Consider the following 14419-nt stretch of genomic DNA (forward strand, 5'->3'; position numbering starts at 1 on the left):
CGATACTTCGTTATTTACCGAGTCATTCACCGACGCCCTGTCATTCACCCACACCCAAGTAGGCCTTCACGATCGATTCGTCTTCACGCAGCCTCGCCGCCTCGCCCTGCATGCGAATCTCGCCGTTCTCGATCACGTAGGCGTAATGCGCCAGCCGCAGCGCGAGCCGTGCGTTCTGCTCGACCAGCAGAATGGTGGTACCCGCTTCGTTCAGGCGCTTGATGATGCGCATGATGTCGGTAACGAGCTTCGGCGCCAGCCCCATGGAGGGTTCGTCGAGCAGCATCACGCTGGGGCCGTGCATCAGCGCGCGTCCCATCGCCAGCATCTGCTGCTGACCGCCGGAGAGCAGCGAACCGTCCTGATGGCGACGCTCGTGCAGGATCGGGAACAGCTCGTAGACTTCATCGAGCCGCTGGCGGCGCAAGGCGTTGTCCTTGACCGTGAAGGCGCCCAGTTCCAGGTTCTCCTTGACTGTCAGCCCGCGCAGGATACGCCGGCCTTCCGGGACGTGAACCACGCCGCGACGGGCGATCTCGTGGGCCGCCAGCGTGGCGATCGATTCCCCTTCGAGCTGGACGTCGCCGCGCCGGGCTCGGACCAGTCCGGAGATGGTCTTGAGCGTGGTCGACTTGCCGGCTCCGTTGCTGCCCAGCAGGGTCACGATTTCCCCTTCGTGGACATCCAGCGACACGCCCCGCAACGCCTGGATCTGGCCATAGAAGGCTTCGACATCGCGAATGCTCAGCCGCACCTTGCCAGGCCGCACGGTGCTTGCCGGCCTATCGGTTTGAGTGAGGGTTTCCGTCACAGTGCCAGCTCCTCATCGTCCTGGCCGAGATAGGCCTCGATCACCTTGGGATCGTTCTGCACGGTGTGCGGGTCGCCTTCGGTGATCAGACTGCCGTGGTCGAGCACGCTGATGCGCTCGGAGACATTCATCACCAGGCTCATGTCATGCTCGATCAACAGCACGGCGATGCCGCGTTCGTCACGAATGCGCCGGATCAACTCGACCAGCGCCTCCTTCTCGCCGCTGTTGAGGCCCGCTGCCGGTTCGTCGAGCAGCAGCAGCTTGGGCTGGGTCGCCAATGCGCGGGCGATTTCGACACGCCGCTGATGACCATAGGCGAGGTTGGTGGCCAGCCGATCCTGATGCCCCAGCAGACCGACGAAATCGAGGCACTCCAGGCTAGTTTCGAGAATCCGGCGTTCCTCTGCACGCTGACTCGGCAGCCGGAGAATGGCGGCAAGCGCCCCCGATCGCGTCCGGCAATGCTGGCCGGCCATGACGTTCTCCAGCACCGACATTTCCCGGAACAGCCGAACGTTCTGGAAAGTCCGCGCGATGCCCAGCCGCGTCACGGCGTGCGGCTTGCGCTTGACGATGGACTCGCCATCCAGCGTGATTTCCCCCTGCTGGGGGCGATAGAACCCGGTTATGACGTTGAACATCGATGTCTTGCCGGCCCCGTTGGGGCCGATCAGGCTATGAATGCGTCCCGATTCGACGCCGAAGTCGACCTCGTGCAGGACGGTGTTGCCGGCAAAGCTCAGCGACACCTGTTTCAGTTGCAGCAGCATCAAGAACTCCTCAAAAAGGTGCTTACAGAACAGGCGAGCGAAGGCGAGACAAGGCAAAAATGGCCGAGGAAACGGAGTTTACTCGGGTAAATGAGTACTCCGAGGCCATTTTTAACGCGGTATCGTCGAGCGCAGCCCTTTTGTAGGTACCTTTCATGAACGCTTCTCGGGCCAGATACCACTCGGCCGGAACAGCATGATCAGCAACAGCAGCACGGCGAATATCAGCAGTCGCAGGGTGCCGAAATCCCTCAGCAATTCAGGCCCCAGCACCACGATGAAGGCGCCCAGGATGACGCCGGGTATCTTGCCCATGCCGCCGAGCACCACCGCCAGCAGAATCAGCACGGACTGCTGGAAGCTGAAGCTTTCCGGCGAGATGGCGCCCAGATTTACCGAGAAGAAGATGCCGCCGATCGCCCCGAAGATGGCGCCGATCACGTACGCCGCCAGCTTGGTCGCGACCCGGTTGATACCCATCGCCTCGGCGGCATCTTCATCATGGCGGACATAGAGCCAAGCCCTGCCGAGACGCGAATCGAACAGCCGCTGGCTGGCAATGTATGCCAGCACCGCCAACACCACGAAGACGTAGTAGAAGTCGATCGAGCTATCGATGTGCCAGCCGAACAGTGATGGCTCCGGAATGTGCGATAGACCGCTGGCGCCGCCGGTGATCTCGAGATTTCGGGCGGTGAAGCGCACGATTTCGCCGAAGCCCAGCGTCACGATCGCCAGATAGTCGCTGCGCAGGCGTAACGTCGGCCCGCCAATGATGACGCCGGCCAGTGCCGCTGCCAGCAGCGCGAAGGGAATCGCCGCCCAGAAATTGACGCCGAACTGCTGCGTCAGAATGCCGATGGTATAGGCACCAACGGCGAAGAAGGCGGCGTAGCCGAGATCGAGCAGACCGGCGTAGCCGACCACGATATTGAGTCCCAGGCACAGCACCACGTAGAGCAGCGCGTTGGTCAGGATCACCGTGGTGTACTGACTCGAGATCCAGGGCGTGACGATCAGGATCGCAATGATGGCGAGATGAAGTGCCCGTCTCCGGCCTGGCGATTCAAACGCCGCGTAGAGACGCTGGAAAAGATTGCGTGGCCTGGGTTCGTGGAAATCAGACTCGTGGAAATCAGGCTTGTGGGTATCGGGCGTCGTGGGTGGCGAATGTCTGTCCATGTCACATCCTCTCCACTTCGGATTTGCCCAGCAGGCCGGTGGGTTTGAACACCAGCACCAGAATCAGGATCGAGAAGGTGAAGACGTCCTTCCACTCGCTGCCGATGAACGGAATGTGCGTTCCGAAGGACTCCAGCAACCCCAGGATCAGACCGCCCAGCATGGCGCCGGTGATGCTGCCGATCCCGCCGATCACCGCGGCTGTGAATGCCTTGAGCCCGATCAGAAAGCCCATGAAGTACCAGATGCTGCCGTAATAGGCGCCAGCCATGGTGCCTGCGGCGGCCGCCAGCCCCGAGCCGATGAAGAAGGTCACCGCAATGACGGCGGAGACGTTGATCCCCATCATCCGGCACATGTCCTTGTCGATGGAAACCGCCCGCATGGCCCGGCCGTAAAGCGTCCTGGAGACGAACAGCTCGAGCGCGATCATCAATACCGCAGCGGTCGCCACCAGCACGATCTGGTTGTGAGAGAGGAAAAGATTGCCGAGATTGAAGCCGCCGAACCCGAGATCGGTGCTGAAAGCGGTGTACTGACCACCGGTCAGCGCCAGCGCTGCGTTCTGCAGCACCAGCGACACTGCCAGCGCCGTGATCAGGATCGAAAGCCGCGGCGCGCCGAGCATCGGGTGGTAAGCCACCCGCTCGATCACCACCCCCAGGCAGCCGACGGCGATCATGGCCAGCAGCATCGCAACGAAGATGCCGATCCAGCCAGCGCCGAGGAATCCGGAAACCAGGGACAGGCCACCGAAGCCCGCGAAGGCGCCCGTCATGTAGAGATCGCCATGGGCGAAGTTGAGCAGTTTGATGACCCCGAACACCATGGTGTAACCGAGCGCCACCAGGGCATAGAAAGAGCCTAGCACCAGCCCGTCGACGAGCTGCTGCAGAAAAGAATCGTACCAGGTCATGGGCGTGCGTCTCTGAACAGCGGAAAGCGGATGAGGAGAGCGAGCGAGTCGCGGGTTTCACGCCCCGCGACGCGCGACGACGCCTTCGGTTCGAGCCAAGACTCGAACCGAAGAGGGAATCGTCATTCCTCGTAGCGAGTCCACTTGCCGCCCTGGCCCTCGAGCACCACGAAGTTGCTGCGTGCCAGCGTGTGCTGCGGCGTGAAGGAGATCGGACCGGCCAGCCACTCCTGCCCGTCGGCGCTGTTCAGCGCCTTGATGATGGCATCGCCATCGGTGGAGCCGGCCTTGTCGATCGCCCAGGCCATCAGCTGCATGCCGTCATAGGCGAGCGGCGCATACGGCCCCGGCGAATTGCCGAACCTGGCCTGGTAGTCACTGGTGAACTGCTTGGCGGCCGGCAGGAAGTCGGCTGTCGGGTTGGAGAATGCGAACACGCCCTCGGCAGCCTGACCGGCGATATTGAACAGTTCCGGCGAGTTGGATCCGTCACCCACGGCGATGGTGCCCTGGAAGCCACGCTGACGCAGCTGGCGAATCAGCAGACCGCCATCGGCGTAGTAGGCCGTCCAGAAAACCGCTTCGGCACCGGAGCCACGGATCTTGTTGACCAGCGCGGAGAAGTCCTGCTCCCCCTTGTTGACGTATTCGAAGGCCGAGACGGTGTGACCGGCACCGGTCCAGGCGTCTCGGGTCAGATTGGCCAGATCCTGAGAATAGGCGTCGCCCTGGTTGACGATTGCCAGTTTCTCGATGCCCTTGCCCTCGAAGAACTCGAGCGCGGTCTTCGCCTGATCGTCGCCGGTGGAGTTGATCATCACCGCGTTACCCGGGTTCGCCGGGATCAGTTGGGTGGAGTTGGCGGCCACGATCACGAAGGGAATGTTGGCATCGCCGTAGGTCTTGAGCGTCGGCTGCGTCGCGCCGGAGCAGTAGCCGCCAACCACACCGACGACTTCCTGAGAGGCCAGGCGACTGGCCGCGTTGACGGACTGCTGCGGATCACAGGCCGTATCCCCGGTCACCAACTCGATCTGACGGCCGCCCAGCAAACCGCCCTCGGCATTGATTTCATCGGCGGCCAGCGACATGGCGTTGAACATATCCTTGCCGTAGGTCGCCTCCGAACCGGTCGTCGGTACCTGGACACCCAGGGTGATCGGGCCATCCTGAGCCATGGCCAGTGAACCCGCCGCCAGATTGACGACAGCGGCAGACGCAATCAATTTGAGTAGCTTACCCATAACAGCAACCTCTCCCTTCAGCGTTTATTGTTCGTGCAACACGTTTGTGGGTACTGCAAAGGGGTCGGGCGCAATGCCGTTCCGATCCCGTTTTTGTAATCATCTTGTAAAGCCTGCCATGAAATGGCCGCTTGTGGCACCCGGCTTTTCGTCGACACTATGCGCTTTGTATAAAATATACAAGAAGCTTGAATGACACCGGGTCCACGTCGCCATCCAGAAGAGGGTCGGCCAGACACCGAAGCGTGCTCGAACGGCTTCCCAAGGTGGCCGACGCATTCAAAAAGGACGGTGATGAGTTCGTATTTGATCTGAATTCATCGCCAGTCTGATGTACCATGACTACCCTTATCCAATGTGGCATTTAGCCGCGTTGATAAGCGCCGCATCGGAGCATGCGGTCAGTTTGAACTCAAAATGTCATTCAAGGGAGAAGATATGGCCACTTCGACTTCTTCCGGCGGTGCTGGCGGCGTCTTCGCCAAGCTCGTCGGACTTATCGTCGCGCTCGTGGGTCTAGCGCTGGGAGCGGGGGGCGCCTATCTGGCGACACTCGGAGGCTCTTGGTATTACGTCATCGCCGGCGTGCTGATGCTGATTTCCGGCATTCAGCTATTTCGTGGTCGAGTTTCCGGCGCGGGGATCTTCGGCGTTGTCTTCATCGGCACGTTTTTATGGACGGCATGGGAGTCAGGGCTGAACTACTGGCGCTGGATTCCCCGTCTGGATGTCGTGCTCATTCTCGCCATTCTGGTCGCACTGGTAACCCCGGGGCTCAAGAATGGCCCATCACGCAAGGCCGGCTTCTCCCTCGCTGGCGTTCTCTTCCTGGGGCTGGTCGTCGCTGGCGCCCTGGCCTTCTTGCCCGGCCGCGGTTACCAGCACCTCGAGGACGTCCCGGCAATGGCAGAACAGTCGCTGTCGACGGATGTCGGCAATGCGCAGCCTGCCGATGTGCCAGCCGACGAGGACTGGGCCGCGTACGGCCGCGACTCCGCTGCCACGCGCTATTCGCCCTCGGCTCAAATCACGCCCGATAACGTCGGCGATCTGGAAGTGGCATGGCAGTATCGCACCGGCGACGTGCTGGATCATCGCTGGGGCGCCGAAACGACGCCGCTGAAAGTCGGCGACAACGTTTTCCTGTGCACCTCACGCAACATTCTGATTTCTCTGAATGCCGCAACTGGCGAAGAGAACTGGCGTTACGACCCGGTGGTTTCGGAAGACGCGATTCCGTATACCGCTGCCTGCCGCGGTGTGACCTACTACGAAGTGCCGGAGGATCGGCTCAATCCGCCGACCGACACGGCAGCTACCGATGATCAGGGTGAGCAGACCGCGGCCACCGCCACCCAGGAAGGTGACGAGCAAGCGCCTGCCGGTGATGCACCGCAGCAGCCGGCGGTTGCCTCCAATGACGAGCAGGCCTGCCGTACGCGTATCATCTCCGGCACGCTCGATGGCCGTATCATCGAAGTCGACGCCGCGACGGGAGAGCCCTGCACCGGTTTCGGTGACAACGGCCAGGTCGATATCAAGCGCAATATGGGTGAAACCCCGGCGGGCTACGTCTCGATCAACTCCGCGCCTGTCGTCGTCCGCGACGTTGTGGTCACTGGCCACCAGGTGCTCGATGGTCAGCGCCGCTATCCGCCCTCCGGTGTGATCAAGGGATTCGATGCCGTCACCGGTGAACTGCAGTGGGCATGGGACGCGGGTCGCCCGGATCAGAGCGAACCCCTGACCGGTGACGACACCTATGTGCGTGGCTCGCCCAACATGTGGACCACTGCGGCCGGTGACAGCAAGCTGGGGCTGGTCTACCTGCCAATGGCCAACAGCGCCGCCGATTACTGGAGCAGCTCGCGGACCCCGGAAGAGAACGAGTGGGCCAGCTCGATGGTGGCGCTCGATGTCGAGACCGGTCTACCGAAGTGGCACTTCCAGACCGCCCACAAGGATGTCTGGGACTACGATCCAGGGTCACAGCCGACACTGATCGACTTTCCCACTGGAAACGGCGAAGTGCCGGCCCTGGTCATGCCAACCAAGCAGGGTGAGATCTACGTCTTCAACCGCGAGACCGGCGAACTGCTGGGCGGTGGTGCCGAAGAGCGGCCGGTACCCCAGGGCGGTGCCGAGCCGGATCAGCGCAGCGAGACCCAGCCGTTCTCGCTCTATGCAACGCTGCGTCAGCCGGATATCGACGAGAAAGACATGTGGGGCATGACCCCGTTCGATCAGCTGTTCTGCCGCATCCAGTACCAGCAAGCGAGCTGGAAAGGCATGTACACGCCGCCGACCGCTGAACAGCCGTGGATCCAGTACACCGGTTATAACGGGGGTTCAGACTGGGGCAGCGTGGCGATCGATCCGCGTCGTGGTGTGATCATTGCCAACTACAATGACATGCCCAACTACAACGAGCTGGTGCCGCGCGATGTCGCCAACAAGCTCGGCTGGGTACCGCGCGAAGAGCAGCAAGAGGACAGCGGTGGCGCCGAGGGCGCCGGTGATCCGCAGGCCAACACGCCCTACGCGATCAACGTCAATGCCGGCTGGCGCGTGCCTTACACCGGCATGCTTTGCAAGCAGCCGCCCTATGGACACATCCGCGCCATCGATCTGGCCAGTGGCGACACGCTTTGGGATCGACCGCTGGGCACGGCGCGAGCCAATGGCCCGTGGGGTATCCGCTCCGGTCTGCCGATCGATATCGGTACGCCCAACAATGGCGGCTCCGTGGTTACTGCCGGCGGCTTGATCTTTATCGCCGCAGCAACCGACGACCTGATCCGCGCCATCGACATCGAGAGTGGTGAGACCGTCTGGCAGGCACCGCTGCCGGCAGGTGGCCAAGCCAACCCGATGGTGTATGAAGCCAATGGACGTCAGTACGTCGTTATCGTCGCCACCGGGCACCACTTCATGGAGACCCCTTCCGGTGACTATGTGATCGCCTATGCACTCCCCAAGAGTGACGATAGCTGATTACTGGTCTCGGCCAGCGCCACTCCCTGTCTGGATAAAATCCATTCAGGGAGCCGGCAAAAAGTCAGCGCTAAAGAATAATGGGCGGCGGTGTCACCGACACTGCCGCCCGTTCTTTTATCGCGAGATGGTGATAGCGTAGGCCAAGACTATCTCATTGTTCACTGTTGGACGTCTATCCCAATAGCAATGAAAAGCCCGAGTACCGAAAGAAAGGCACTCGGGCTTTTTCTCCATTACCGCCTGATTTAGTTTTCAGGCAACCACGGTGACAAACGCAGAGTTTTTTGTCTTACCCTACGCTGACACCATGACAGAATTAATTCTGCGCATCCTCTGCTTCTTCCTGAATCTCTTCGCCAGCGTCTTCCATCGTGCTGCCTGCGTTGTCCACGGCATTATCGACCGACTCTCCGGCTTCTTCTGCTGGCCCTTCGTCGTTATCGCAAGCCACAACGCCAAATGCCATCAGGCCTAATAGCATAGCCATCGCCATTTTCTTCAATAGGTCAGTGCGCATCTCGCATCCTCCTGAGCAACTGCTTCCATGTATTTGCCCTAACAACCATAGCTACAGTTTGCAGAATCAGCCAACTTCGAAGCGACCTTCCCTAATTTCTCCTAATTATTCGAAAGCGGTCAAAAGCGTGTCTGCGCCTGGCGTCAGGATTCCTCCGTTTGCGATGAGATTGCAGGAATAACGATGAAGTAACGAAGGAACTCTCCTCCAACCCGCATGATAGAGTCGGGCCAGCATGGCCCGTGACGTTTCATGCGGGCATAAAAAAACCCCAGCCTTGTTGGGCTGGGGTTTCGGATAGATGCCTGACGATGATTCGGCCGGCGTTCCGGGACTCTCCATGGGAGACCCCTAAATAAGTGAACCCCGACCAATGGCCGGGGTTCGGTATAGATGCCTGACGATGACCTACTCTCACATGGGGAGACCCCACACTACCATCGGCGCTGAGCGGTTTCACTACTGAGTTCGGCATGGATCAGGTGGTTCCCACTCGCTATGGTCGTCAGGCAAAACTGACGTCGGGATGCGTGGCGTGACTGCAATTTGCCCTCATCCCAACCGATTCGGATCATGCTGACCGAGACACGTCTCGCCTGCCTGCTCTTCAAGACAGGGCGTATCCAGTCTGTCGGTGATCATCACCGATCGCACGCGGTACGTCTCGTACCGGTGCCGTAAACCCCTTGGGGTTATATGGTCAAGCCTCACGGGGCATTAGTACACGTTAGCTCAACGCCTTGCAGCGCTTCCACATCGTGCCTATCAACCAGCTAGTCTTGCTGGACCCTTTAGGAGACTCGAAGTCTCGGGGAGATCTCATCTTGAAGAAGGCTTCCCGCTTAGATGCTTTCAGCGGTTATCCCGTCCGCACATAGCTACCCGGCGATGCCACTGGCGTGACAACCGGAACACCAGAGGTGCGTCCACTCCGGTCCTCTCGTACTAGGAGCAGCACTTCTCAAATCTCCAACGCCCACGGCAGATAGGGACCGAACTGTCTCACGACGTTCTAAACCCAGCTCGCGTACCACTTTAAATGGCGAACAGCCATACCCTTGGGACCGACTTCAGCCCCAGGATGTGATGAGCCGACATCGAGGTGCCAAACACCGCCGTCGATGTGAACTCTTGGGCGGTATCAGCCTGTTATCCCCGGAGTACCTTTTATCCGTTGAGCGATGGCCCTTCCATACAGAACCACCGGATCACTAGAACCTACTTTCGTACCTGCTCGACGTGTCTGTCTCGCAGTTAAGCACCCTTATGCTCTTGCACTCAATGCACGATTTCCAACCGTGCTGAGGGTACCTTCGTGCTCCTCCGTTACGCTTTCGGAGGAGACCGCCCCAGTCAAACTACCCACCACACACTGTCCTCACACCGGATCACGGTGCCAAGTTAGAACGCCAATGATGCCAGGCTGGTATTTCAAGGTTGGCTCCACCGGAACTAGCGTCCCGGTTTCCAAGCCTCCCAGCTATCCTACACAAGCAACATCAGCGTCCAGTGTGAAGCTATAGTAAAGGTTCACGGGGTCTTTCCGTCTAGCCGCGGGTACACAGCATCTTCACTGCGATTTCAATTTCACTGAGTCTCGGGTGGAGACAGCGTGGCCATCATTACGCCATTCGTGCAGGTCGGAACTTACCCGACAAGGAATTTCGCTACCTTAGGACCGTTATAGTTACGGCCGCCGTTTACCGGGGCTTCGATCAAGAGCTTCGCCCGAGGGCTAACACCATCAATTAACCTTCCGGCACCGGGCAGGCGTCACACCCTATACGTCCGCTTACGCGTTAGCAGAGTGCTGTGTTTTTAATAAACAGTTGCAGCCACCTGGTATCTTCGACCGGTTCGAGCTCGGGACGCGAGGTCCTTCACCCTAAGCCGGCGCACCTTCTCCCGAAGTTACGGTGCCATTTTGCCTAGTTCCTTCACCCGAGTTCTCTCAAGCGCCTTGGGATTCTCACCCTGACCACCTGTGTCGGTTTGGGGTACGGTCGCATGTGATCTGAAGCTTAGAGGCTTTTCCTGGAAGCGTGGCATCGATGACTTCCGGACCGTAGTCCGTTCGTCTCGTCTCTCGGCCTAAAGGACCCGGATTTGCCTAAGTCCTCAGCCTACTGACTTTCACCAGGACAACCAACGCCTGGCTCACCTAGCCTTCTTCGTCCCCCCATCGCAATCACATCCGGTACGGGAATATTAACCCGTTTCCCATCGACTACGCTTTTCAGCCTCGCCTTAGGGGCCGACTCACTCTGCTCTGATTAGCATAGAACAGAAAACCTTGGTCTTCCGGCGGGGGAGTTTTTCACTCCCCTTGTCGTTACTCATGTCAGCATTCGCACTCGTGATATCTCCAGCATGCTTCTCAACACACCTTCACAGACTTACACGACGCTCCTCTACCGCTCATCCATAAGGATGAACCCGTAGCTTCGGCATCTGGTTTGAGCCCCGTTACATCTTCCGCGCAGGCCGACTCGACTAGTGAGCTATTACGCTTTCTTTAAAGGATGGCTGCTTCTAAGCCAACCTCCTAGCTGTCTATGCCTTCCCACATCGTTTCCCACTTAACCAGAATTTGGGGGCCTTAGCTGACGGTCTGGGTTGTTTCCCTTTTCACGACGGACGTTAGCACCCGCCGTGTGTCTCCCACGCTCTACTCACCGGTATTCGGAGTTTGCCTCGGGTTGGTAACCCGGGATGGGCCCCTAGCCGAAACAGTGCTCTACCCCCGGCGGTAATACGTGAGGCGCTACCTAAATAGCTTTCGAGGAGAACCAGCTATCTCCGAGCTTGATTAGCCTTTCACTCCGATCCACAGCTCATCCCAGCATTTTTCAACATACTTGGGTTCGGGCCTCCAATTGATGTTACTCAATCTTCACCCTGGCCATGGATAGATCGCCCGGTTTCGGGTCTATATCCAGCGACTGGTCGCCCAGTTAAGACTCGGTTTCCCTACGCCTCCCCTATACGGTTAAGCTCGCCACTGAATATAAGTCGCTGACCCATTATACAAAAGGTACGCGGTCACAGAACGCGTCTGCTCCCACTGCTTGTACGCACACGGTTTCAGGATCTATTTCACTCCCCTCTCCGGGGTTCTTTTCGCCTTTCCCTCACGGTACTGGTTCACTATCGGTCAGCCAGGAGTATTTAGCCTTGGAGGATGGTCCCCCCATGTTCAGTCAGGGTTTCACGTGCCCCGACCTACTCGATTTCACACATTCAGGTTTTCGACTACGGGGCTATCACCCACTATGGCCGGCCTTTCCAGGCGCGTTCGTCTAACCAGTCACATGCTTAAGGGCTACTCCCCGTTCGCTCGCCGCTACTGGGGGAATCTCGGTTGATTTCTTTTCCTCGGGGTACTTAGATGTTTCAGTTCTCCCGGTTCGCTTCCCAACACCTATGGATTCAGTGTGGGATACCCAGCTTATGCTGGGTGGGTTTCCCCATTCGGAAATGTCCGGGTCGCAGGTTGTTTGCCACCTCACCGAACCTTATCGCAGGCTACAACGTCCTTCATCGCCTCTGGCTGCCAAGGCATCCACCGTGTGCGCTTAATCGCTTGACCATATAACCCGAAGGAGTCTGGTCAGTGATTAATCATTCGACAATTGCCGGATACGCTTGAGACGTATCTCGTTTTGTTCTTCTCTAGAGAGAAGAACTGTCAGCATGATCCAAATTGTTAAAGAGCGTTTAGAGCGATAAGCTCTAAGCTGTAAGCTTGCTGTCACGAGTGTTTCATCGTCACGTCAAGCGTATAGCTTAAAACTTATGGTCAGACTGTCGGGTTGTGCTTGTCTCTCGAGTTGCCGCGAGAGAATGGTGGAGCCTAGCGGGATCGAACCGCTGACCTCCTGCGTGCAAGGCAGGCGCTCTCCCAGCTGAGCTAAGGCCCCGGATAGACAGATCGTAAAAAGAACCAAGAAGACTTTCTCTTTTATTTGATCTGTTTAATTTTATTCAGATCGAGGCATTTCGGGGCGACGCATAGCCTGCTATGCGAGTCACGAAATAACGTGGAACTGGATAAAATTTGGTGGGTCTGGGCAGACTCGAACTGCCGACCTCACCCTTATCAGGGGTGCGCTCTAACCAACTGAGCTACAGACCCAAACAGTCTTGCTCTGGCCGATCAGGTAATTGATTGTGAGCGCTTGAACCACGCTAAGCTAATCGTTTAAGGAGGTGATCCAGCCGCAGGTTCCCCTACGGCTACCTTGTTACGACTTCACCCCAGTCATGAACCACACCGTGGTGATCGCTCTCCCGAAGGTTAAGCTAACCACTTCTGGTGCAGTCCACTCCCATGGTGTGACGGGCGGTGTGTACAAGGCCCGGGAACGTATTCACCGTGACATTCTGATTCACGATTACTAGCGATTCCGACTTCACGGAGTCGAGTTGCAGACTCCGATCCGGACTGAGGCCGGCTTTCTGGGATTCGCTCCACCTCGCGGTCTCGCAACCCTTTGTACCGGCCATTGTAGCACGTGTGTAGCCCTACCCGTAAGGGCCATGATGACTTGACGTCGTCCCCACCTTCCTCCGGTTTGTCACCGGCAGTCTCCTTAGAGTTCCCGACATTACTCGCTGGCAAATAAGGACAAGGGTTGCGCTCGTTACGGGACTTAACCCAACATTTCACAACACGAGCTGACGACAGCCATGCAGCACCTGTCTCAGAGCTCCCGAAGGCACGAAGGCATCTCTGCCAACTTCTCTGGATGTCAAGGGTAGGTAAGGTTCTTCGCGTTGCATCGAATTAAACCACATGCTCCACCGCTTGTGCGGGCCCCCGTCAATTCATTTGAGTTTTAACCTTGCGGCCGTACTCCCCAGGCGGTCGACTTATCGCGTTAACTGCGCCACTAAGTCCTTAAAGGTCCCAACGGCTAGTCGACATCGTTTACGGCGTGGACTACCAGGGTATCTAATCCTGTTTGCTACCCACGCTTTCGCACCTCAGTGTCAGTGTCAGGCCAGAAGGCCGCCTTCGCCACTGGTATTCCTCCCGATCTCTACGCATTTCACCGCTACACCGGGAATTCTACCTTCCTCTCCTGCACTCTAGCCTGGCCGTTCCGGATGCCGTTCCCAGGTTGAGCCCGGGGCTTTCACAACCGGCGTGCCAAGCCACCTACGCGCGCTTTACGCCCAGTAATTCCGATTAACGCTCGCACCCTCCGTATTACCGCGGCTGCTGGCACGGAGTTAGCCGGTGCTTCTTCTGCGAGTGATGTCCTTCCTCTGGGGTATTGGCCCAGAGGCTTTCTTCCTCGCTGAAAGTGCTTTACAACCCGAAAGCCTTCTTCACACACGCGGCATGGCTGGATCAGGCTTTCGCCCATTGTCCAATATTCCCCACTGCTGCCTCCCGTAGGAGTCTGGGCCGTGTCTCAGTCCCAGTGTGGCTGATCATCCTCTCAGACCAGCTACGGATCGTTGCCTTGGTAAGCCGTTACCTTACCAACTAGCTAATCCGACATAGGCTCATCCGATAGCGCAAGGTCCGAAGATCCCCTGCTTTCTCCCGTAGGACGTATGCGGTATTAGCGTGGGTTTCCCCACGTTATCCCCCACTACCGGGCAGATTCCTATGCATTACTCACCCGTCCGCCGCTCGCCACCAGGGAGCAAGCTCCCCGTGCTGCCGCTCGACTTGCATGTGTTAGGCCTGCCGCCAGCGTTCAATCTGAGCCATGATCAAACTCTTCAGTTTAAAGTCTGATAGTCCTTACTTCTCTCGATCCGAAGATAGAGTGAAAAGCGGACCAAACTTGGTTCAAGGTCAAACGAATCTTGACGAGTCGCTTGCCTCGATATGTCGTGACTGGCTGTCACGCGAGAACAAGCGCCCACATCAATTACCTGATCGATTGTTAAAGAGCGCCTTACTTTGCCGTTGTCGAACCCAAGTGCTTGTCAGCGCTTGTTTTCTGGGCCGCCGTAAGGAGT

7 protein-coding genes, 2 tRNA genes and 3 rRNA genes are annotated in these 14419 nt (G+C 58.3%); 1 reads left to right on the plus strand and 11 read right to left on the minus strand.

The window, feature by feature from the left end; all coding sequences use genetic code 11:
- Nucleotides 1-40: 40 nt before the first annotated feature.
- From R5R73_RS15965 to R5R73_RS15985, 5 genes are all read right to left on the minus strand, one after another.
- Nucleotides 41-754 carry an ABC transporter ATP-binding protein gene (locus tag R5R73_RS15965; RefSeq protein WP_416221244.1) on the minus strand — a complete coding sequence of 238 codons (714 nt, stop codon included), beginning with the start codon at nt 752-754 and terminating at the stop codon, nt 41-43.
- 53 nt (nt 755-807) lie between these two features.
- A complete protein-coding gene (locus R5R73_RS15970; RefSeq protein ID WP_322528018.1) occupies nt 808-1584 on the minus strand; it encodes an ABC transporter ATP-binding protein in 777 nt (258 codons plus the stop codon).
- Nucleotides 1585-1737: 153 nt separating this feature from the next.
- Complete coding sequence (locus tag R5R73_RS15975) at nt 1738-2766, minus strand: branched-chain amino acid ABC transporter permease (RefSeq protein ID WP_322528019.1); 1029 nt, start codon at nt 2764-2766, stop codon at nt 1738-1740.
- Nucleotide 2767: 1 nt separating this feature from the next.
- Nucleotides 2768-3682, minus strand: a complete 915-nt coding sequence (locus R5R73_RS15980) for a branched-chain amino acid ABC transporter permease (RefSeq protein WP_322528020.1) — start codon at nt 3680-3682, stop codon at nt 2768-2770.
- Nucleotides 3683-3804: 122 nt separating this feature from the next.
- On the minus strand, nt 3805-4926 hold the full coding sequence (locus R5R73_RS15985) for a branched-chain amino acid ABC transporter substrate-binding protein (protein WP_322528021.1): 1122 nt from the start codon (nt 4924-4926) through the stop codon (nt 3805-3807).
- A 438-nt stretch (nt 4927-5364) separates the two neighbouring features.
- Between R5R73_RS15985 and R5R73_RS15990 the strand changes: the two genes are divergently transcribed.
- Entirely contained in the window at nt 5365-7920 is a 2556-nt protein-coding gene (locus tag R5R73_RS15990) for a membrane-bound PQQ-dependent dehydrogenase, glucose/quinate/shikimate family (RefSeq protein WP_322528022.1), read from the plus strand.
- Between the two features lie 319 nt (nt 7921-8239).
- Here R5R73_RS15990 and R5R73_RS15995 read toward each other — a convergent pair whose 3' ends face one another.
- The 6 genes from R5R73_RS15995 to R5R73_RS16020 form a co-directional block, all read right to left on the minus strand.
- Complete coding sequence (locus R5R73_RS15995) at nt 8240-8440, minus strand: hypothetical protein (RefSeq protein ID WP_071232518.1); 201 nt, start codon at nt 8438-8440, stop codon at nt 8240-8242.
- Between the two features lie 395 nt (nt 8441-8835).
- A 5S ribosomal RNA gene (rrf, locus tag R5R73_RS16000) occupies nt 8836-8950 on the minus strand.
- A 186-nt stretch (nt 8951-9136) separates the two neighbouring features.
- Nucleotides 9137-12029 (minus strand): 23S ribosomal RNA (locus tag R5R73_RS16005).
- Between the two features lie 255 nt (nt 12030-12284).
- Nucleotides 12285-12360 (minus strand) — tRNA-Ala (locus R5R73_RS16010).
- Nucleotides 12361-12498: 138 nt separating this feature from the next.
- A tRNA-Ile gene (locus tag R5R73_RS16015) sits at nt 12499-12575 on the minus strand.
- A 67-nt stretch (nt 12576-12642) separates the two neighbouring features.
- Nucleotides 12643-14183: ribosomal RNA gene (locus tag R5R73_RS16020) — 16S ribosomal RNA — on the minus strand.
- Together the 16S, 23S and 5S rRNA genes with 2 tRNA genes alongside form the textbook arrangement of a ribosomal RNA operon.
- Nucleotides 14184-14419: the final 236 nt, after the last annotated feature.

The sequence above is a fragment of the Salinicola sp. LHM genome (genome assembly GCF_034479735.1).
GTDB classification, from domain to species: domain Bacteria; phylum Pseudomonadota; class Gammaproteobacteria; order Pseudomonadales; family Halomonadaceae; genus Salinicola; species Salinicola salarius.

What these genes read in the sequence shown, in the direction of transcription:
- R5R73_RS15970 (WP_322528018.1), bottom strand. Translation starts at nt 1,584, where the DNA reads ATGCTGCTGCAACTGAAACAGGTGTCGCTGAGCTTTGCCGGCAACACC.
- R5R73_RS15975 (WP_322528019.1), bottom strand. Translation starts at nt 2,766, where the DNA reads ATGGACAGACATTCGCCACCCACGACGCCCGATACCCACAAGCCTGAT.
- R5R73_RS15980 (WP_322528020.1), bottom strand. Translation starts at nt 3,682, where the DNA reads ATGACCTGGTACGATTCTTTTCTGCAGCAGCTCGTCGACGGGCTGGTG.
- R5R73_RS15985 (WP_322528021.1), bottom strand. Translation starts at nt 4,926, where the DNA reads ATGGGTAAGCTACTCAAATTGATTGCGTCTGCCGCTGTCGTCAATCTG.
- R5R73_RS15990 (WP_322528022.1), top strand. Translation starts at nt 5,365, where the DNA reads ATGGCCACTTCGACTTCTTCCGGCGGTGCTGGCGGCGTCTTCGCCAAG.
- R5R73_RS15995 (WP_071232518.1), bottom strand. Translation starts at nt 8,440, where the DNA reads ATGCGCACTGACCTATTGAAGAAAATGGCGATGGCTATGCTATTAGGC.